Here is a 15447-nt window from a genome sequence, read left to right on the forward strand (position 1 = left end):
GCCCCAAGGGCAGCCTATGTCCGGCTCAGATACGCACTGAAGAGGCCTGCACTCTCCTCGCCGGGTTCGTGGGTCCCGAACAGCAGAGCGCGATCGAGGAGGGTGTTGTTGAGCTCGCACGAGGTCTCCGGGGCCAGCACACACGCGTGGCAGGCAGCCATGTTGAGAGCGTCGGTTCCCGAGGCGGGCGACTCGATACAGACAGGGTCCGAGGAGCACCAGGAGAGCCTGTCAAGTCCTTCGTTGATCGCCGCGGCGAACTTCTCCGGGTCGGCTTGGGAGGCCACACCGCCGAGGCTGCCCGCGGAGTCGGAGCTGGCGGTGTAGATCAGGATGCCGGCCATCTCGTCGTCGACGAAGAGGCGCTCCCGCAACGAGGACGCCGGGTAGCCGGCGTCGAGGGAGAGTTGGTCGATGAGGATGTGTGCGAGCGTGTGCAGAGCGACCTTGGCGATGTCGACCTGGGTGGGTGGACGTTTGAAGGCGATCCCTTGTCTGTCGGCGGCATCCTGTAGCTTGCGTCGCCGCCCCTGAGCGAAAGGTGTTGCAGCCCAATCGGTCAGTTCGTCGCGGTCGAGTGCCAGGAAGATTCCCTCACCGATGACCTCGATGGCGGGCAGCCAGTACAGGGGTTCGGGTGACAGTGAGCAGAACGATCCCTCGTCGGTGGAGCCGCTGAGGCGAGAGAATCCGCGCAAGGCCCGTACCTCCCGCAATCGCGTGACCTTGCGCAGATCCGTGAACAGGCCGGGAACGTCTCCGGAGAACTGGCGTTTGACCACGGTCTTCTCACAGACGAAGTCGGATTCGTCCTTGTCCTCTTCGCGCCCGTCCATGAGCGCCTGGAACTCCTGCCGACGCAACTGCTCCTCGTCGATGTCCTCCGCCGTCTCCTCGCCGCGGCGGCGTTCGACCTCGGCGACGATCTGCTCGACCGTGAATCGACCTCGGGACTGTTTGGCGATGTTCCGGAGCAACGCATCGTTGACCGCTTCCGGAACTTCGAGTGCCGCCCAATGCTTGTCGACGAACTTCGCCAAGGCTTCCGAATAGGGCGGAATCGAGATCGCCGACAGAACCGCGGGGAACCACACGTTCGAAGCGCCACGCTGGAGAACACGTGGGGTCTCGCCACACTCCTCCGAGTGGTCCTCACCGAGCCACGGCCGACGTCCCCGGCAGCGGGTGATTCCCTTCATCGCGGATGCTTGGGAGGCCTTCTCGAGAGTTTGTTCCTTGACGCCACAGCTGCATTCGAGGACGAGGTCGTCCAGTGAGGATGTCCGTCCGAGTGACACCATCCGCATCTCGTGTTTCGAGTCGCCTCGGTCCGCCGCGTCGCGATGCAGCCATTGGTAGAAGGGGAATTCGTCAATGTGTCCGCGCGGGCACGCGATGATCAGACGAAACGGTGAGAGCGCGGCGCCCGCCCGGCCTTCCTTGCACTTGCAGTTCGATGCGTTCCAGTCCCCTCCGAGCGCAGCCGTGGTGCCGATGCGGCGGCATCCCGGGCAGATCTGGGTTTCGGGGAAGCGGACGACCGGGACGTCTTTCTTTCCGCCGGCCGGAGGCGATTTCAGCTCCTGGACACGCAATGATCGAGCAAGCCGGGGCTCACTGATGACCGGGGATCGTTCCTCGTTCCATTCGTGCAATCCTACGATCATGAAACTCGATGTCTCCGAGGGAAACAGACCACCGATGCCGTAGGTACTCAGCAGTTGACTGCGACGGGCCTTGGCCTCGGAGATGCTCACTTCTTCCTCCTCATGGGGATTTGATACAGGCTGCTCTCGGCATCCACGTCGCGCATACTCTGCAGGGTCGGCCACGGAACCTCACGCTGAGAGTATTCGATCTCCTCGCTGGTGAGCGCGTCCTCCGGACGGACCATGAGTGCCGCCAGAAGGTTCCGGCTGTTCTGGTATTTCATGTTCTCCCGCGCTTCGCCCTCGTCGGCCCACACCTTCAGGAGCGCGGCTATTTCGTCATCGGTCGCAACCTGCTCGTCCGGGGCCACTCGTCCGACTCGCTCGGATATCAGGTCTCCGACCTTGATCAGGTCATCCCAATAGTCGGCTGCGAGATGAGCTGAATCGTTTCCTGCCAACTCACCCACCAGTAACCGCGTCATCGCAATGAGAACGCCGTGCAAACCACGATCTCTCGCCCGAGCGGCAAAGGGGGTCGCGCTCGTCGCTTCGACTGCACGGTAGAGGGATTGGTGAAATGGACGGAAGCTCTCGTAGTGCGAACGGTCACGGGAACGTGCCGAGTTGAAGATGGTGACCACCAGGCCGGGATGCTGACGACCCACGCGGCTCGTCGCCTGGATGTACTCGGCGCTCGCCTGCGGCTGACCCATCACGGTCATCAGGCCGAGTCGATCGATGTCCACGCCGACAGAGATCATGTTGGTCGCCAGGACCACGTCGTCGGGCGCATTGCCGCCACCGACCTTGCGCTCCAATGCCTTCAGCCTTCCTGGGATCTCCGAGGAGGGAACCCGGCTGGTCAATTCGTTGACCGTTTTGAGTTCACGCTGCGCTGTGCCATTGCGCTTCGACACAACCCCGAGACGCTCCCTGACGTCTCCCTCGACCTGGAGATTCGCGCTGCCCAGCACACGGAGACTGTTGAAGTAGCCCAGTAGGGTCCAGTACGGGTCACGGGTGGCATCGTCGCCGTCGATGTCCTTCGCTGCCTGGAGCAAAGCCGCATACACGCGGACGAGCAGGGTTGCATGGCTGGTTCCGGAGGCCATCACACCGACGTATCTTCGGGTGCCGAGTTCGTCCTTGCCCGAGGGCTCGGCGAAGAACGACTCATCGGGATCAATGCCCGGCGGCGGGAAAAGGGTTGCCGAACGGGCGAATACCGCTTCGATCTGCTCGTCGGCGCGGCGGATCGTCGCCGTGGAGGCGATCACCTTTGGTCGCGCCCTGTTGTACTCGTCGTGGATCGACGGGACCGAGCACGCGGCATCGACGGCCGTCTCGTACAAACCCACCATCGATCCCAACGGCCCGGAGATCAAATGCAACTCGTCCTGGATGATCAACTCCGGCGGGGTGCCCTTGCCGTCGCGGGCGAACAGCTTTCCGACGTTCTCGTTCCACGCCATCATGGCGAACTTGTCGACGGTGCCCAGGATCAATTCCGGCCGCTCGCGGTAGACATCCTCGTCGATGACGTGAACGGGTAACCCGCTGCGGAAGTCGCACGATGATGTACCGCACGCGATGTTGAGGTGCTCGTCCGGCATTCTCGCCACCTTGTAGTTCCCGTGATCGAGAAAGGTTCCGCACCAGGGGCATTGGGTGAGCTGGACAGGGTTCTTCTCCTGGACTTCCTCACCACGAGCGAGCTTCTTGAGTGACGTTCGCGCCTCTCTGAGGCTGTTGGGAGTGGCGCCCGCGCCAACCCATAGTCCGATCGAGAAGGGACGCGATCCCAGCTCCGGATTGCTCTTGCGAACCGTCTCCAAGGAGCACATGAGCATGGACGCGCGCTCGAATTGCTGGATGGTGAGGAGACGCAGTGTGTACCGCATGATGACGGCGACTCCGTATGCCGCCGAGTTGCGGATTCGACGCAGGAGGATGACGAAGGCCACGAGCCCGAGATAGGCCTCGGTCTTGCCGCCGCCCGTGGGGAACCACAGGAGGTCGGCGATCCCCCGGTCGTCGTGGGCGGGGTCGGCGACGCCCGGGAGATTGAGCAGTACATAGGCGATCTGGAAGGGACGCCACTGTGCGTCGGCGCCGTCGCCCACAGTTCCCTGCGCACCACCTCGCACCCAATCCTGGCGTGCACGTTGGAGTTGCATCGCGCGATTCGCCAGACGAAACGCACGCAGCGCGTCGGCGTCGTCCTCGAGAAGCCGGATGCCGGCATCGATCCGATCGGCGGCCTTGCGCATCTCTCGAAGATGGCGCTCCGCGACCGGTTGCAGATCGCCGCCGACGCGTGCGGTCCCGGTGCTGACCTCGCCCTCCAAAGGGTCTATCCACGAACGGTATTGGCTGGTCAATCCCCGAAGGTTGCTGCTGATCTCTTCGATGGGCCGCTCGGCCAACGTCTTCATGTGCAGGTCGATGCCCGTGACGACTCCCGGCTTGGCGCGGTGGACCTCGTGCGACGGGATGAACGTGGTGGCAACCTTCGAGACCGCGCCGTCGTGCACGTCGTGCAGATCCCACTCGGCTGCGCAGCCATGTCCGATCGCGAACGTATGAGCGTTGCGGTACATCAAGGCCGCGGTGTTGAGGTCGTCATCGACACCGATGTTGTGGGCGGCCGACCGATCAACGATGTCGGCGTGCTGGGTCTGTGCGGCGATACCCACCTGAAACCACGAGATACCGTCGCGCAGATCACCTTTGATGGCGGTATGGGTGTTCTTGAGGGCGACGGTCACGGTGACCACACCGTTCCGTTCGGGGCGCACGTATCGATAGAGCTCGAGCCCCTCCGCGACAGGAGACTTGTAGACGCCGGGTCGCTGAAGTTGCTGCGAAAATGGCTCCGCGGGAACCTCGTGGCGCCGCCATCCGAGCGCTGCGTCGTCATCGTCGGTCAGTTCCTCGTATCGTGCCGCGCTCGGGGTGATGATCACCGAGTCCGCCGATGAACGCACCGAGAAGGTCATCCCCACCGAGGACGGGAACCGCATGCGCGACTCCGCGACCGGGCTGCCCTCGTCGGACTCGCCATCGGCCTCTGCGCCGGTCGGCTCGGCCTCGGCGGCTTGCTCGGTAGCCTCGGCGTCCTCTTCGTCCGCGGGTTGCGGCCACAGCGCTCCGATGATGTATCGACTCAGCGGCGCCTCGCCGATCACTTCGTCGTCGCCCTCCGCGGGCCCGACGAGGTCTCCCCGCAACGCGTCGACCATCGCCTCCCTGAACCGATACTTCTCTGCCAGAACGTCGTCCACGCTCATCCCACTTTCTCCATGACATCCCACAGTGGTCGCGCCAGCCCCGCGATCCTGGGCACCAGCCAGAAGCCACCCGGTCCCAAACCTGCGTCCTCGGCGATTCGAGGGTCACCCGTGGTCGTCTCCACCGACACCAGGACGATGTCGGTCAACTCGTAGGGCCACAAACCCGACCGGACCTTGAACACCGCCGCGAAATCGGTGCCGAAGTCATCGGTGGTGATCCCGATCGGCCTGCCGTCGACGATCAGGGCATAGACGGGCCGCAGCGAGTCGGACCTCTCCGAATCGAGTTGGGCATCAACGGCTGCGCCGGGCGCGATCGAGTCGAGGACATCCTGCACCGCCGCCGCGGAGTACTCTCCCACCCCGATCGGTCGCGCAACGAAGGTGTCGGCGTATCCGATCTCCAAGGCTCGCGCCCTGGTCCTTCCCTTCGGCCCGACACGTTCTTGGTGCCGACCGGGCAGCCAGCGATCCTGGGTCACCACTGTTCGCGCCCGCGCGGTGTCAATGGCGGCGATCCTCTCGGATGCCCTTGTAAGAGCTACATATTCGAGTCTGACCTGCGCCCACAAGTCTTGCTCGCCCTGTTGTGGGTCTCGCCGGTCCGCGAGGAAGACGTTCTCGAACTCGAGCCCTTTCGCCCGGTGAATGGTCGACACAACGACGTCGGCCTCGTCTTCCTGCGTCAAGCTCAGGGGAACATTTGCCGACGCGATGCGTCGCCGCACCCGGCCCAGATCCACCTGCTCGAGGCTTCCAGCGCGCCGCTCCGTCGATTTGAGCAGATACCACGCATCGTCGACTGCCGATTCACCGAGCACTTCGCCAAGTCGCCGCTCGACGACCGAGCGGGCTGCGATCGGGCCGTTCACCGATCCCAACGCGCGACCGATCCATTTCGCCGCGCCGAAAGCCTGAGCGGGGCGTCGGACGGCATGCGCGACTCCCGCGTCGATGAGCGCCCGGGATATTCGGAGGACTTCGGCGTTGCTTCGGCACAGAATCGCCGAACGCCCTGCGTACTCCGCGAGGAAGCCCCACTCGTCCACGCGACTGATCCGTGGCAGGGACCCGCGGAATTCCGTCAAGATCTCCCGCGCTCTGTTCGCGTCGGAGACGTCCCGTAGCTCGACACCGATCTCGCTCATACGAATGCAATCGGCACCGCGTGCCCGATAGTTTTTCAGCAGTCCGACCTCGGTCACCCCATGCGTCGCGATGAGCTGGTCGAGAAATCGTGTCGACGTCGTCTGGCTCTCCGATTCATCGAGGACGAAGTCGTAGACAGCCTGGAGCGGGTCTCCGAGCGCGGTGAGGCCGGCGTCGTCGGGCAGCAGCGCAACGACGGCAAGTACGAACTCCGCGCGGTCGCCGACCAAGTCCTGGACCTCATCGAGCACCACGTGGCGGAAGTCGGCGATCCATTCGGTGCCCTCGGCCTCTTCACGAAGCAACCGGGTCGCCTGTCGGACCCGCTCGTCGAATCCTCCTGCGGGTTCCTCCCCGGCCTCGAGGAGCACCTGCGACGCGAAGGAATCGAACGTACGGACATTCACCTCGGCGACATCGTGGGAAGAGAGTCGCGAACGAACCGCATGCACTGCTGCACGGGAAAAACTGAGGACCAACAGCTCCGCAGACGCGGACAGGCCCTCATCGTCGATGAGGAACGCGAGGCGCTCCGCGACGACCTCTGTCTTGCCTTGTCCGGCTCCAGCCACCACCATCAGCCGCTCATCGGCCGGCGCCTCCACCACCCTGCGCTGGGCGGCATCGAGTTCGACCGCGGGGCGTTCGCGGTCGTTCATCACCGCTTCCTCGCACTGCGCACCCCAGTCATCACCGCTCCCGACCCATACCGGTCGGATGTGGTGCCCGGACATAAGCCATGCAAAGAGTTCTACTCGATCAGCGGCTGCGATTTCGCCATCGGAGCGCTACTTCCCCCTTCTGACGGACAAATTGTGGGCCTCTGCGTCGCGAAGACGGTTGGCCCATCGGGGCGGTCCCGCAACCGCTGGATCGCGCCGAGAATGTCGTCCGCGACCTGCTCAGGGTTCTCGTGCTCCCAGTACCTCAGCACTGTCCAGCCCCGCTCGGCGAGAAGCGCGTCCGCGCGCCGATCTCGCGCAATGTTCGCATCGAGCTTCTGCGCCCACCATTCCGCATTCGCGGCCGGGCGCGTCGCGTGCTCGGGGCACCCGTGCCAGAAGCAGCCGTCGATGAACACGGCCAGCCGAATCCCCGCCAGGCGATGTCTGCTCGGGTCCGCATATCCGGCTCGAGCTTGACCTCGGTCCTGAAACGAGCACCGCGTGCATGCAGGATCTTGCGGACCCGAACCTCGGGGGCTGTGTCCTTGGTGCGCTGGCGGCTCATGCGGGCACGGACGGCTGTTGACGAGGCGGTGGGCCGGGCCGAGGTATCGCCGCCGCCAGATGAACCGTCCACCCGAACAGGTTAGGAGCTAAGCAGTGCAAATGCAGTTTGTTGCCAGACGCCGCTAAACAGCCAACAACGACGGAGTGCCTGGGTCCTGTCGACTGCCGGAGCACAGTACGATGGCTGGACCTCAGGTTCGTCGGACGTGAACGAGAAGGTTGGATGTCACGCAAGCTGCCAATTGCCGGTTACACGTTCCAAATGGATGCGCTTCACAAAGCCAACTCGGACCTCACCGACCGCTGGGTTACAGCGTTTCATCACTGGAACGGCGAGGCGGGCTGGTACCGCGTTCTCAGCTCTCGAGATCGTGTTGGTACCGTGGCGACGGCGAACGCGCTCGTGAGTCTGGGAGCACTTGGGGCCGCAGTCGATCCCGCTCACGCGATTTCCGCAATGAGATGCCTACTGTCACGCCAGGTAGACCAGGAGTATTGGACGTTCGTTTCAAATCTCAACACGATCCCCGTGGTGGACGCCACCTGTGCCGTACTCGAAGTTTTGGCGCGCGCATCAACCCACGATCCGGCACTCGCCGCTGAAGCTCGATCAGCAGCGACGCGCAGTCTCGACTGGCTTGAAGCGAACGAGGTGTCACCCTTGGGGGGCTGGGGGATCACGCCAGGTGCCCCCTACAGGACTTACAGCACCGCCATCGCCATTCAGGTTCTGTGCCTTCATGGGCGCGAATACAAGGACGCGACCCAGCGAGCGCTTGGTCGACTTCTCACAGAGGTCGATCCCGCAACTGGGGCATGGCGAGACTCCAGCGGTCAAACCTCGGTAGCGGCGACCGCTGAAGCCGTGCAGGCGCTATTGCAAGCTCAGACCCCGTATAGACGCTACTCCGCCGAGATATCGCGGGCAGTTGGTTGGCTTGTCAACGTATATCAGGAGCATCCAGATTGGATCAGCAGTCCGGTAAGCGGGGCCCACGAAGAAGTTAGCGTGGACATTGGCTCACGAACCCTACGCGTCGAGTACTCACACGCAGTCGCAGCGACAGCCCTTCGAACTCTCGTCGCTGCCCGCACCTACGACGACAGCGTCGTGGTCCATAGTGTAATAAACTGCGTTCAAGGGGTGAATAACGGCCGCTGGCACATATTCGCAGGCAACCAGTATCGCAGCACTCCGCCAAGCTGGATGCTCTATGACATAAGCATAGCGCTATCGGCATGGCACGCCCTCGTGCCAGCTGATATCGATTCAATCTGGCTTGGAAGACACCGGATCGTTTTTCACAAAGCCACCACGCCAAAGGCCGCGCGGCTCGTTAGTAGGCATTGGCCTGCAATCTGTTGGATCATCTTTACGGTGTTAATCATCGGAATACTTCGGGTCGCCGGCGTGATTGAAAGTTTTGGAGTCAAGGCAATAATGGTAGTAGTCGCATCTCTTATTCTCAATGTTATATCCAACCTCGTTTATGACTTGTTAAGGAGGCTATGAATGAAGGCTCGAATCTTTAACGTCAGCGGCCCGTACGCTGTCGGAAAAGACTCCGTTCTAAACGACCTCGTGAGAGAGTTCGAACCACAGGTTCACCGAGTCGCCACGTTGACGACCCGGCCCGTCGACAGTATCGCAGATCCTACCTACACTCACGCCGACCCCGAAGAATTCCGTAGGATCGTCGACTCTGGAAGATGGATTTTCAACAAGCAGTTGTCGGGCGAAACCGCGTATGCGACAAATCTTGATGAGATTGATAGTGCGATCGACAAGGGTCTTGTGTGTATCCATAGCATCTATGCTGGCGACGCGGGTGCCGGAGAGCTTAAACGCAACTATGGGTCGCGGCTGTTTTCAATCGCATTGATACCCCCTGGCGATTCGATCTCCGACCAGTTTACCGAGCTCGAAGCGAGACTATTAAAACGTAACCGTGATGACACGCGAGCGCTACGCCTCCGCACCAGCCACCAAAAAGAGCCGCTCGAATATATCAACTCACAACCCGAAATAGTCACAGAAGACGGCCAGCGACACCATGTGTTTGACGAAGTGCTGGTCAACAGCGACCTTGCAGAAACTATAAGAGATGCGCGTGAGATCTTCTTCAGGAAGTGCATAGATGGGTAACAGTCCCGACTGGGCAGTCCTGGAGCGCTTAAATGCTGCCGCAGTGATAGGTGAAGTACAGTTCAAACCGGCAGAGCTTTGCGCAGTCGAGGGCCGCCCCTTGAGGGTTGATTCTCGATTCTATTCGGAGAACAAATCGGTTATATCTTCTTCGAAAGAAGAGCCCACATACTGGATTTCCACCTTGTTTGATCAGTTGCAGTCGCAGCTACGCTCCGGCGAGGCACTGTTCGGCCTGTACTACCGTACAGTGCTCAATGTGGACCATGTGCAAGCATTCTTGCTTCTCAATACAGTCCAATTAGCCGATCTCGAAGTCCAGTTCCTGGGCAGTATGTCGCGCCGCGGCTTCGTTGCATACAACAGGATGCAGGCCGAATCCTACCTCAGTTACGAGAGTTAGATGTCAACCTTAGATCCGGACTGTGAGTTTTGTCGGGAGTTCTCAGTTCATGAGATGATTGGATCAAAGAACCGTGGATTCCAATCGTCGCCATCTGAATCACGCATAATCGTGGAAACGCCCGATCTCGTATGCTTCCCGACGATAGGCTGCTTATTACCTGGATACGTACTCATCTCGCCAAGAACGCATTTCACATCCTTTGCTCAGCTTCCTCAGAATCAACGGGCTCACGCAGTCGATCTCGTGGAGACCATGCGAAAGGTCATCGAAATAGAATTTGGGCCGACATCTGTATTCGAACATGGTTCTGACCCTGGCCGAGTCAGCGGCCCATGCATCTCTCACGCGCACCTTCACATCTTTCCAAGCACCGCGGGTCTGGACCACGAGATCCTCAGTAGCCTGGAATTCAACGCCAGTTCACAGCTCTTCGATGAACAGTTTTCCAGACTAAACGAGTCGTCGTACGTCGCATTCAGCCCAATCGGATCGTCAAAGATGCTAACTGGGACGGACGATGGTGTTCCTTCCCAGCACGTACGGAGACTCTTGGCAAGTTCACTTTCGATCGGAGACCAGTTCGATTGGGCTGTTTGCCCATTCGCTGAAAACATGGCAGTCACGCGGCACGTGCTGCGTTCGACGCTATCGAACGCTGTGGGTGATCGATTCCACCGAGGTTCGGACACCTTTCGGGAATAATTGCCATGGATCGTCACGTCTGTGGCAGCGAACAGCACCCTGACACCGCTCGCGTGCGACGCGCCGCTGTACTCGGCCGCCACCAAGCGCCATCTGTGGGCGGTACCCGACCTCGAGGACTGACCCCCACACCGTCCTGTGGATAACCAACACGGCCCCACCCGCGGGCCGTGTTAGGTTCATCCCCGACCGGACAAACGGGACGTACGGGGGTGTGGTGGACGTCGATCCAGATGCGTTGCGCGCATTCGGAACACAGGTGACGCAGACGTCGCAGGCGGTGGCCGACGCCCACCTAGCCGACGCGATCACGGGTGCCGGGCGGTGCATTCCCGGGTCGACCACGGCGTACACCGCAGCTCTCGTCGGCGAGGGATTCGTCGATCTCGTCGGCACCTTTGCCCGCCACCTCGACGCGATGGGTGCGGCCGTGCGGGGCAGCGCCAACAACTACGTCGCTCAAGACACCGAGGTCGCCACCGCTCTCTCATCGGTGTGGGAGTCCTGACACCGCATGCTGCCCAGTCGTTCTCGCCTGCAGAGCTGGCAACCCGAACAACTCACCGAAGCCGCCGACACCGTAAAGACCGCGGGGTCGGCCATCGAGACCGCGGCCGAGTACGCGGCGGGGCAATGCGCCGGACTGCCCGAGTACCAGGGGTGGACGGGCCCGGCGCAAACCGCGGCCCAACGGTCGTTCGATCAGGCCAAGCGTGCGGCGTATGCGATCGCCGATGCGGCCGAGGCCGTCTCGGGTGCATTGACGATCGGGGCACACGATCTTGCGTGGGCACGGTCGTCGCTGCTCGATCACGTGACCGCTGTGGAGACCGGTGATCTGTGGGTGAACGACCTCTGGGTGGTCCTGATCCGACCGAAGGAGTACACGTCCGAGGTGCTGGTTGAGCTACGCAAACAACGGGATTCGGCGCAGGCGGCGACCAATACCAAACTGCTCGCCGTCGGCACCGCCGACGATGCGACTGCCAACAGCCTGCGCGCGACTGCACAATCGCAGGCCGTCACCCTGCCGCAGGCGCCCACCCTGATGGAGGCGATGATCAACACCAGTGCGGCTCCTCCGCAAGACGAAGTACCCAATCCGGCTGAACTCATGGGGCAGCTCCGGCAGGGCAGATCCGCGACGTCGACGCCGCGACCACGATCGCCCGCGTCGACACCGACACCGTCGTCAACGGCTCGACGACGACCGTGCTCATGCAGGACGGTGGTCGGACCGTGATCACCGACCGCACGACGTCGGCGGTCGGGAACGACGGCGTCGTCGAGGCGAGGTTCGCCGCGGACGACACTCTCACCTCGCACACCGAAACTCAGTACGATCCGCAGGGCAACCTGGTGGTCGCCATCAACGAAACCCGCGGCGACCGTTCGGGAACCGTTGCCACACGCGTACAAACCCCGTCGGGCGGCGCGTACAAGGTGGTGACCGCCGACGGCGCCAAGAAAGGGTGGACGCTCAACCCCGACGGCACCCGCAACGAAGGCCTGCCGGCCGACGCCGGCTACTTCACACATCCCAGCGAAACACTGTTCGGCGCAGGCATGGCCTCGATGGAAGTGGCCGCCAAGAACGGACACCTCGAAGCCGGCCCGATCGCCCGCGCCGGCATAGCGTCGGGGATGAAGTTCGGTGGCCCCGCGCTGTCAATCGCGGTGACCGCCTCCGACATCATCAACGCCGACAACAACTACGAGGCATGCCGGGCACTGATGAGCGGGGTCATGGGCGGCGCGGGCGGATGGGCCATGGGCGCGGCAGTAGCCGGGCTGTCAGCCCCGGCCGGCCCCTTGGCCGTACTCGGTGCCGGCGCCGGCGCTGCCGCCGGCACCTGGGTATTCGGCAAGGCAGGCGACGAGATCGGACGGTTGGTGTGCCCGAAATGACGACACGACAACAACTTCCGCTGCCCACGGCGTGGAAGCGGGCGCAACAACTGACCGCACTCTTCGGTCTGATGGTCACTGTGTGCGGCGTCTGGATCCTGGTGGTGGCGGCGATCGGAGCGCAGGATCGCACACCGGCGCACGAGATCTATCTGCTGTCCTGGGGTGTCACGTTCACCATCCTCGGGCTCAACATGTTCGTCCTGCTGTCCATCGACAGACGTTCGCTTGCCCGCGCACCGGTGCGATCGACCGTTAGTGGGCTGGTCATCGACGTGCGTCCGCGGTCATGGGCACTATTGCCGAGCTCGCTCGGAGCGTTCATCGGTTGTCTGGCAATCGGTTACGGCGTACACCGGGACGGTCACCAACATGGCCGAACCCGGAGACGAGACGCTGGTGACGATCATGATGCTGGTTGGTGCAGCTCTCTGCTTCTGCGGGGTCGTCGCCGCGTTCCGACCACGCACGGGCTCCGCAGTGATCCTGACGCCGACAACAGTGACCTTCGAACCAGGCACCAGGCGGGAACTCACCACACCGTGGGAGGCACTTCTGGAGTTGCGGCCCACACGGTTCAAAGCAACGATGCGCGTCGAAGTGCGTTCCCTGGCCGGCCGAACCGACTACGACGCATCGCTGTCATGCGTGGGACCACTCACCCTGCACACACTGCTGCACTACTACTGGCAGCATCCGCAAGCACGGGACGAGCTCGCTGAACGGCGCAGCCGGGAACGACTCCTTGAGCGCCGCTTCGGAATTGAGTGATCTCACGCCTTCGGCGTCGACGCCGCCTCGGCCTAACGGAACGGGCCCGTCACCCACTGCCGCGAGATCCGCGGTTCCGGTTGTCCGGCAACAGAAGTCACCGTGCGATCGCGGGCCGGACGGCCGGCGAGCCGGTGCGAGAGCCACGAGACGGCCAGCGGCCCCGACAGCGGCAGCAGCGAGTAGTGCTCACTGAGCTGATCACGCACATACGTCACCGACGCCCCGTTCTCGCGGTAACGGTCGACCAGGCTGTCGATGTCGTCGACGTCGATCACCTCGTCGTGCACCGCCTGCACCACCAGCAGCGGAATGGTCGGTGTGTGACTGCCGAGTTGGATGTCGGACATCATCTCGGCGATCTCGGGTTGCGCGAGCATGTCGGCAACCGGGATGTCGAGATAGTCGTCGACGTCGTGATTCTTGAATTCGCGCAACGCGTCCGGTGTTCCGGTGCGGGCGATCGCGTCGAGGTTGCGCCGACCCGACTCGGTGGCATGCTCCTTGATGGCAGCGTCGAGCGCGGGGTAGACGCGCCGCAGCCCGGCGATCACCATGATCGGCAGCGCAGCATGGAATCCCCCGTTGAGACGCAGCAACGCGGAGGCCATGTTGCCGACCGGCGAGCCGAGCACCGCGCCGATCAGGTTCAGTTCCGGTGCGTACGTCGGTGCCATTTCGGCAGCCCACGCGGTGGCCAGGCCTCCGCCGGAGTAGCCCCACATGCCGACCGGCACGTCGGGGGTCAGGTCGAGTTCGGGGAGCGCGAGCGCCGCGCGGATGCCGTCGAGCGTGCGATATCCGGGTTCCCGGGGCGCACCCCATGCACCGAGCATGCCCTCGTGGTCGGGGATCGACACCGCCCAACCCTTCGCGAGTGCGCGCCGCACCACCAGGAACTCGAACGGCGCCACCGCACGCCGCGCCCCTGTCCCCTTGCGCAACGCGTACGACGGGAAACAGCTCGAGGTTACGGCGTCGATCGCGCACTGAAACGACAGCAGCTGGAACTTGGCCCCGGTCGCTCGGCGTCGCGGCAGGACGATGGTGGTCGCGGCGACGCAGGCCACACCGTTGAGATCGGTGGAGCGGTACAGCACCTGCCAACCCATGTTGCGGTGGTGCGAGGTCCAGAAGTCCTTGAGCTCTACCTGCCGCGTGCGAATGATCTCGCCCGGCGTCAGGCTCTCCAAACCCTCCGGCGCGTCGTAGAAATCGTCCTCGGTGGGCAGGATCGGCGCAGGAGCTTCGTCCATGGCGTCCGCGCCGTGCGCCGCTGCGTTCGCCGTGCTCAGGTCGGCAACCATCACACACCTCTTTTCGTGTCGCGGCACCCGCACGCCAGGTCAGACGGGTGCAGATGCCCTCTACGTTCTTCAACGGTCGGGGGCCGCACAGCCATTCCAGCATTGCCAGGTTCAGGGCGTACTTTCAGGTTCGACGAGTCGACGCGCACGCAAGGAGAACCATCGTGACCATGACCACTCTCGACCCGATGACCGTGCTGATCGTCATCGACATGCAGCGCGGGATCGCGTTCCGTGACGATCTGGCGCCGCATCCGACGGCGCAGGTTATCGATCGGATCGGCGAGCTGGTCGCCGCCTTCCGCGCGCACGATCTGCCGGTGGTGATGGTCAACGTCGCGGGCATTCCGCCCGGCCGGACCGACCGCAACGCCGGGCAGCCGGCGCGCACGATCGCACCTGAGGCCACCGAGTTCATCGATCAACTCGCTCCCGAGCCCGGCGACATCGTCGTCACCAAATACTCGCGGAGCGCCTTCGTCGGTACCGGGCTCGCCGAGACACTGCGCACGCGTGAAGTCACGCAGGTCGTCGTGGTCGGTATCGCCAGCGGCGCGGGGGTGGAGTCGACCGCCCGCGACGCCCACGAAGCGGGCTTCCATGTGTCGCTGCCGACGGATGCGATGACCGACTCGAGCGCCGAGCGTCACGCGCACAGCGTCGAGTCGATCTTTCCGCAGATCGCCGAGACCGGTTCTACGGCAGATGTTCTCGCGCTCATCCGCGCGGACTCCACCAGTCGTCAGTAACCGATCTCCTCGTCGATACCTCCTTGGTCCCGACCCCTTCCTGACGGTGCCACGCACACATGGTCATCGCGCCGACGAGTGATCCCTCGACCCACAAGCCCGGTCGCCCTGTTCGCACCGTGGAGTGTTGTC

General features: G+C 63.0%; 14 protein-coding genes and 1 pseudogene. 9 read left to right on the forward strand and 6 right to left on the reverse strand.

Annotated features, from left to right (window positions below):
* Nucleotides 1–14 precede the first annotated feature (14 nt).
* The 5 genes and pseudogenes from drmB to QNM97_RS26550 all read right to left on the reverse strand — a co-directional run.
* Nucleotides 15–1757, reverse strand: a complete 1743-nt coding sequence (drmB, locus tag QNM97_RS23145; protein ID WP_283820504.1) for an MrfA Zn-binding domain-containing protein — start codon at nucleotides 1755–1757, stop codon at nucleotides 15–17.
* Complete coding sequence (locus QNM97_RS23150) at nucleotides 1754–4942, reverse strand: helicase-related protein (RefSeq protein WP_283820505.1); 3189 nt, start codon at nucleotides 4940–4942, stop codon at nucleotides 1754–1756. Before QNM97_RS23150 ends, drmB begins: the two co-directional genes overlap by 4 nt.
* Nucleotides 4939–6753 carry a UvrD-helicase domain-containing protein gene (locus tag QNM97_RS23155; protein WP_283820506.1) on the reverse strand — a complete coding sequence of 605 codons (1815 nt, stop codon included), beginning with the start codon at nucleotides 6751–6753 and terminating at the stop codon, nucleotides 4939–4941. The genes QNM97_RS23150 and QNM97_RS23155 overlap by 4 nt, the downstream gene beginning before the upstream one ends.
* A 92-nt stretch (nucleotides 6754–6845) precedes the next feature.
* Nucleotides 6846–7175, reverse strand: coding sequence for a hypothetical protein (locus QNM97_RS26545; protein ID WP_349632369.1), 330 nt, complete (start codon nucleotides 7173–7175; stop codon nucleotides 6846–6848).
* 101 nt (nucleotides 7176–7276) lie between these two features.
* A pseudogene (locus QNM97_RS26550) lies at nucleotides 7277–7324 on the reverse strand (hypothetical protein); the annotation flags it as partial.
* A 225-nt stretch (nucleotides 7325–7549) separates the two neighbouring features.
* Here QNM97_RS26550 and QNM97_RS23165 point away from each other — a divergent pair.
* From QNM97_RS23165 to QNM97_RS23195, 8 genes are all read left to right on the forward strand, one after another.
* Nucleotides 7550–8839, forward strand: coding sequence for a prenyltransferase/squalene oxidase repeat-containing protein (locus QNM97_RS23165; RefSeq protein ID WP_283820507.1), 1290 nt, complete (start codon nucleotides 7550–7552; stop codon nucleotides 8837–8839).
* On the forward strand, nucleotides 8840–9472 hold the full coding sequence (locus QNM97_RS23170) for a nucleoside/nucleotide kinase family protein (protein WP_283820508.1): 633 nt from the start codon (nucleotides 8840–8842) through the stop codon (nucleotides 9470–9472).
* On the forward strand, nucleotides 9465–9875 hold the full coding sequence (locus QNM97_RS23175) for a hypothetical protein (protein WP_283820509.1): 411 nt from the start codon (nucleotides 9465–9467) through the stop codon (nucleotides 9873–9875). Before QNM97_RS23170 ends, QNM97_RS23175 begins: the two co-directional genes overlap by 8 nt.
* Before the next feature lie 54 nt (nucleotides 9876–9929).
* The gene (locus QNM97_RS26705) at nucleotides 9930–10580 is read left to right on the forward strand and encodes an HIT family protein (RefSeq protein ID WP_502875067.1); all 651 of its coding nucleotides are present in this window, start codon (nucleotides 9930–9932) and stop codon (nucleotides 10578–10580) included.
* A 217-nt stretch (nucleotides 10581–10797) separates the two neighbouring features.
* Entirely contained in the window at nucleotides 10798–11088 is a 291-nt protein-coding gene (locus QNM97_RS23180) for a hypothetical protein (RefSeq protein WP_283820510.1), read from the forward strand.
* Between the two features lie 6 nt (nucleotides 11089–11094).
* Nucleotides 11095–11823 carry a hypothetical protein gene (locus QNM97_RS23185; protein WP_283820511.1) on the forward strand — a complete coding sequence of 243 codons (729 nt, stop codon included), beginning with the start codon at nucleotides 11095–11097 and terminating at the stop codon, nucleotides 11821–11823.
* Nucleotides 11820–12488, forward strand: coding sequence for a hypothetical protein (locus QNM97_RS23190; protein ID WP_283820512.1), 669 nt, complete (start codon nucleotides 11820–11822; stop codon nucleotides 12486–12488). The genes QNM97_RS23185 and QNM97_RS23190 overlap by 4 nt, the downstream gene beginning before the upstream one ends.
* Nucleotides 12489–12860: 372 nt before the next feature.
* Entirely contained in the window at nucleotides 12861–13259 is a 399-nt protein-coding gene (locus tag QNM97_RS23195; RefSeq protein ID WP_283820513.1) for a hypothetical protein, read from the forward strand.
* Nucleotides 13260–13291: 32 nt separating this feature from the next.
* On the opposite strand, the gene QNM97_RS23200 is transcribed toward QNM97_RS23195, so the two are convergent.
* Nucleotides 13292–14566 carry a lipase family protein gene (locus tag QNM97_RS23200; RefSeq protein ID WP_283820514.1) on the reverse strand — a complete coding sequence of 425 codons (1275 nt, stop codon included), beginning with the start codon at nucleotides 14564–14566 and terminating at the stop codon, nucleotides 13292–13294.
* A gap of 164 nt (nucleotides 14567–14730) precedes the next feature.
* On the opposite strand from QNM97_RS23200, the gene QNM97_RS23205 reads away from it, so the two are divergent.
* Complete coding sequence (locus tag QNM97_RS23205) at nucleotides 14731–15315, forward strand: cysteine hydrolase family protein (RefSeq protein WP_283820515.1); 585 nt, start codon at nucleotides 14731–14733, stop codon at nucleotides 15313–15315.
* Nucleotides 15316–15447: the final 132 nt, after the last annotated feature.

The organism is Gordonia sp. L191 (assembly GCF_030077625.1).
GTDB classification, from domain to species: Bacteria; Actinomycetota; Actinomycetes; order Mycobacteriales; family Mycobacteriaceae; genus Gordonia; species Gordonia polyisoprenivorans_A.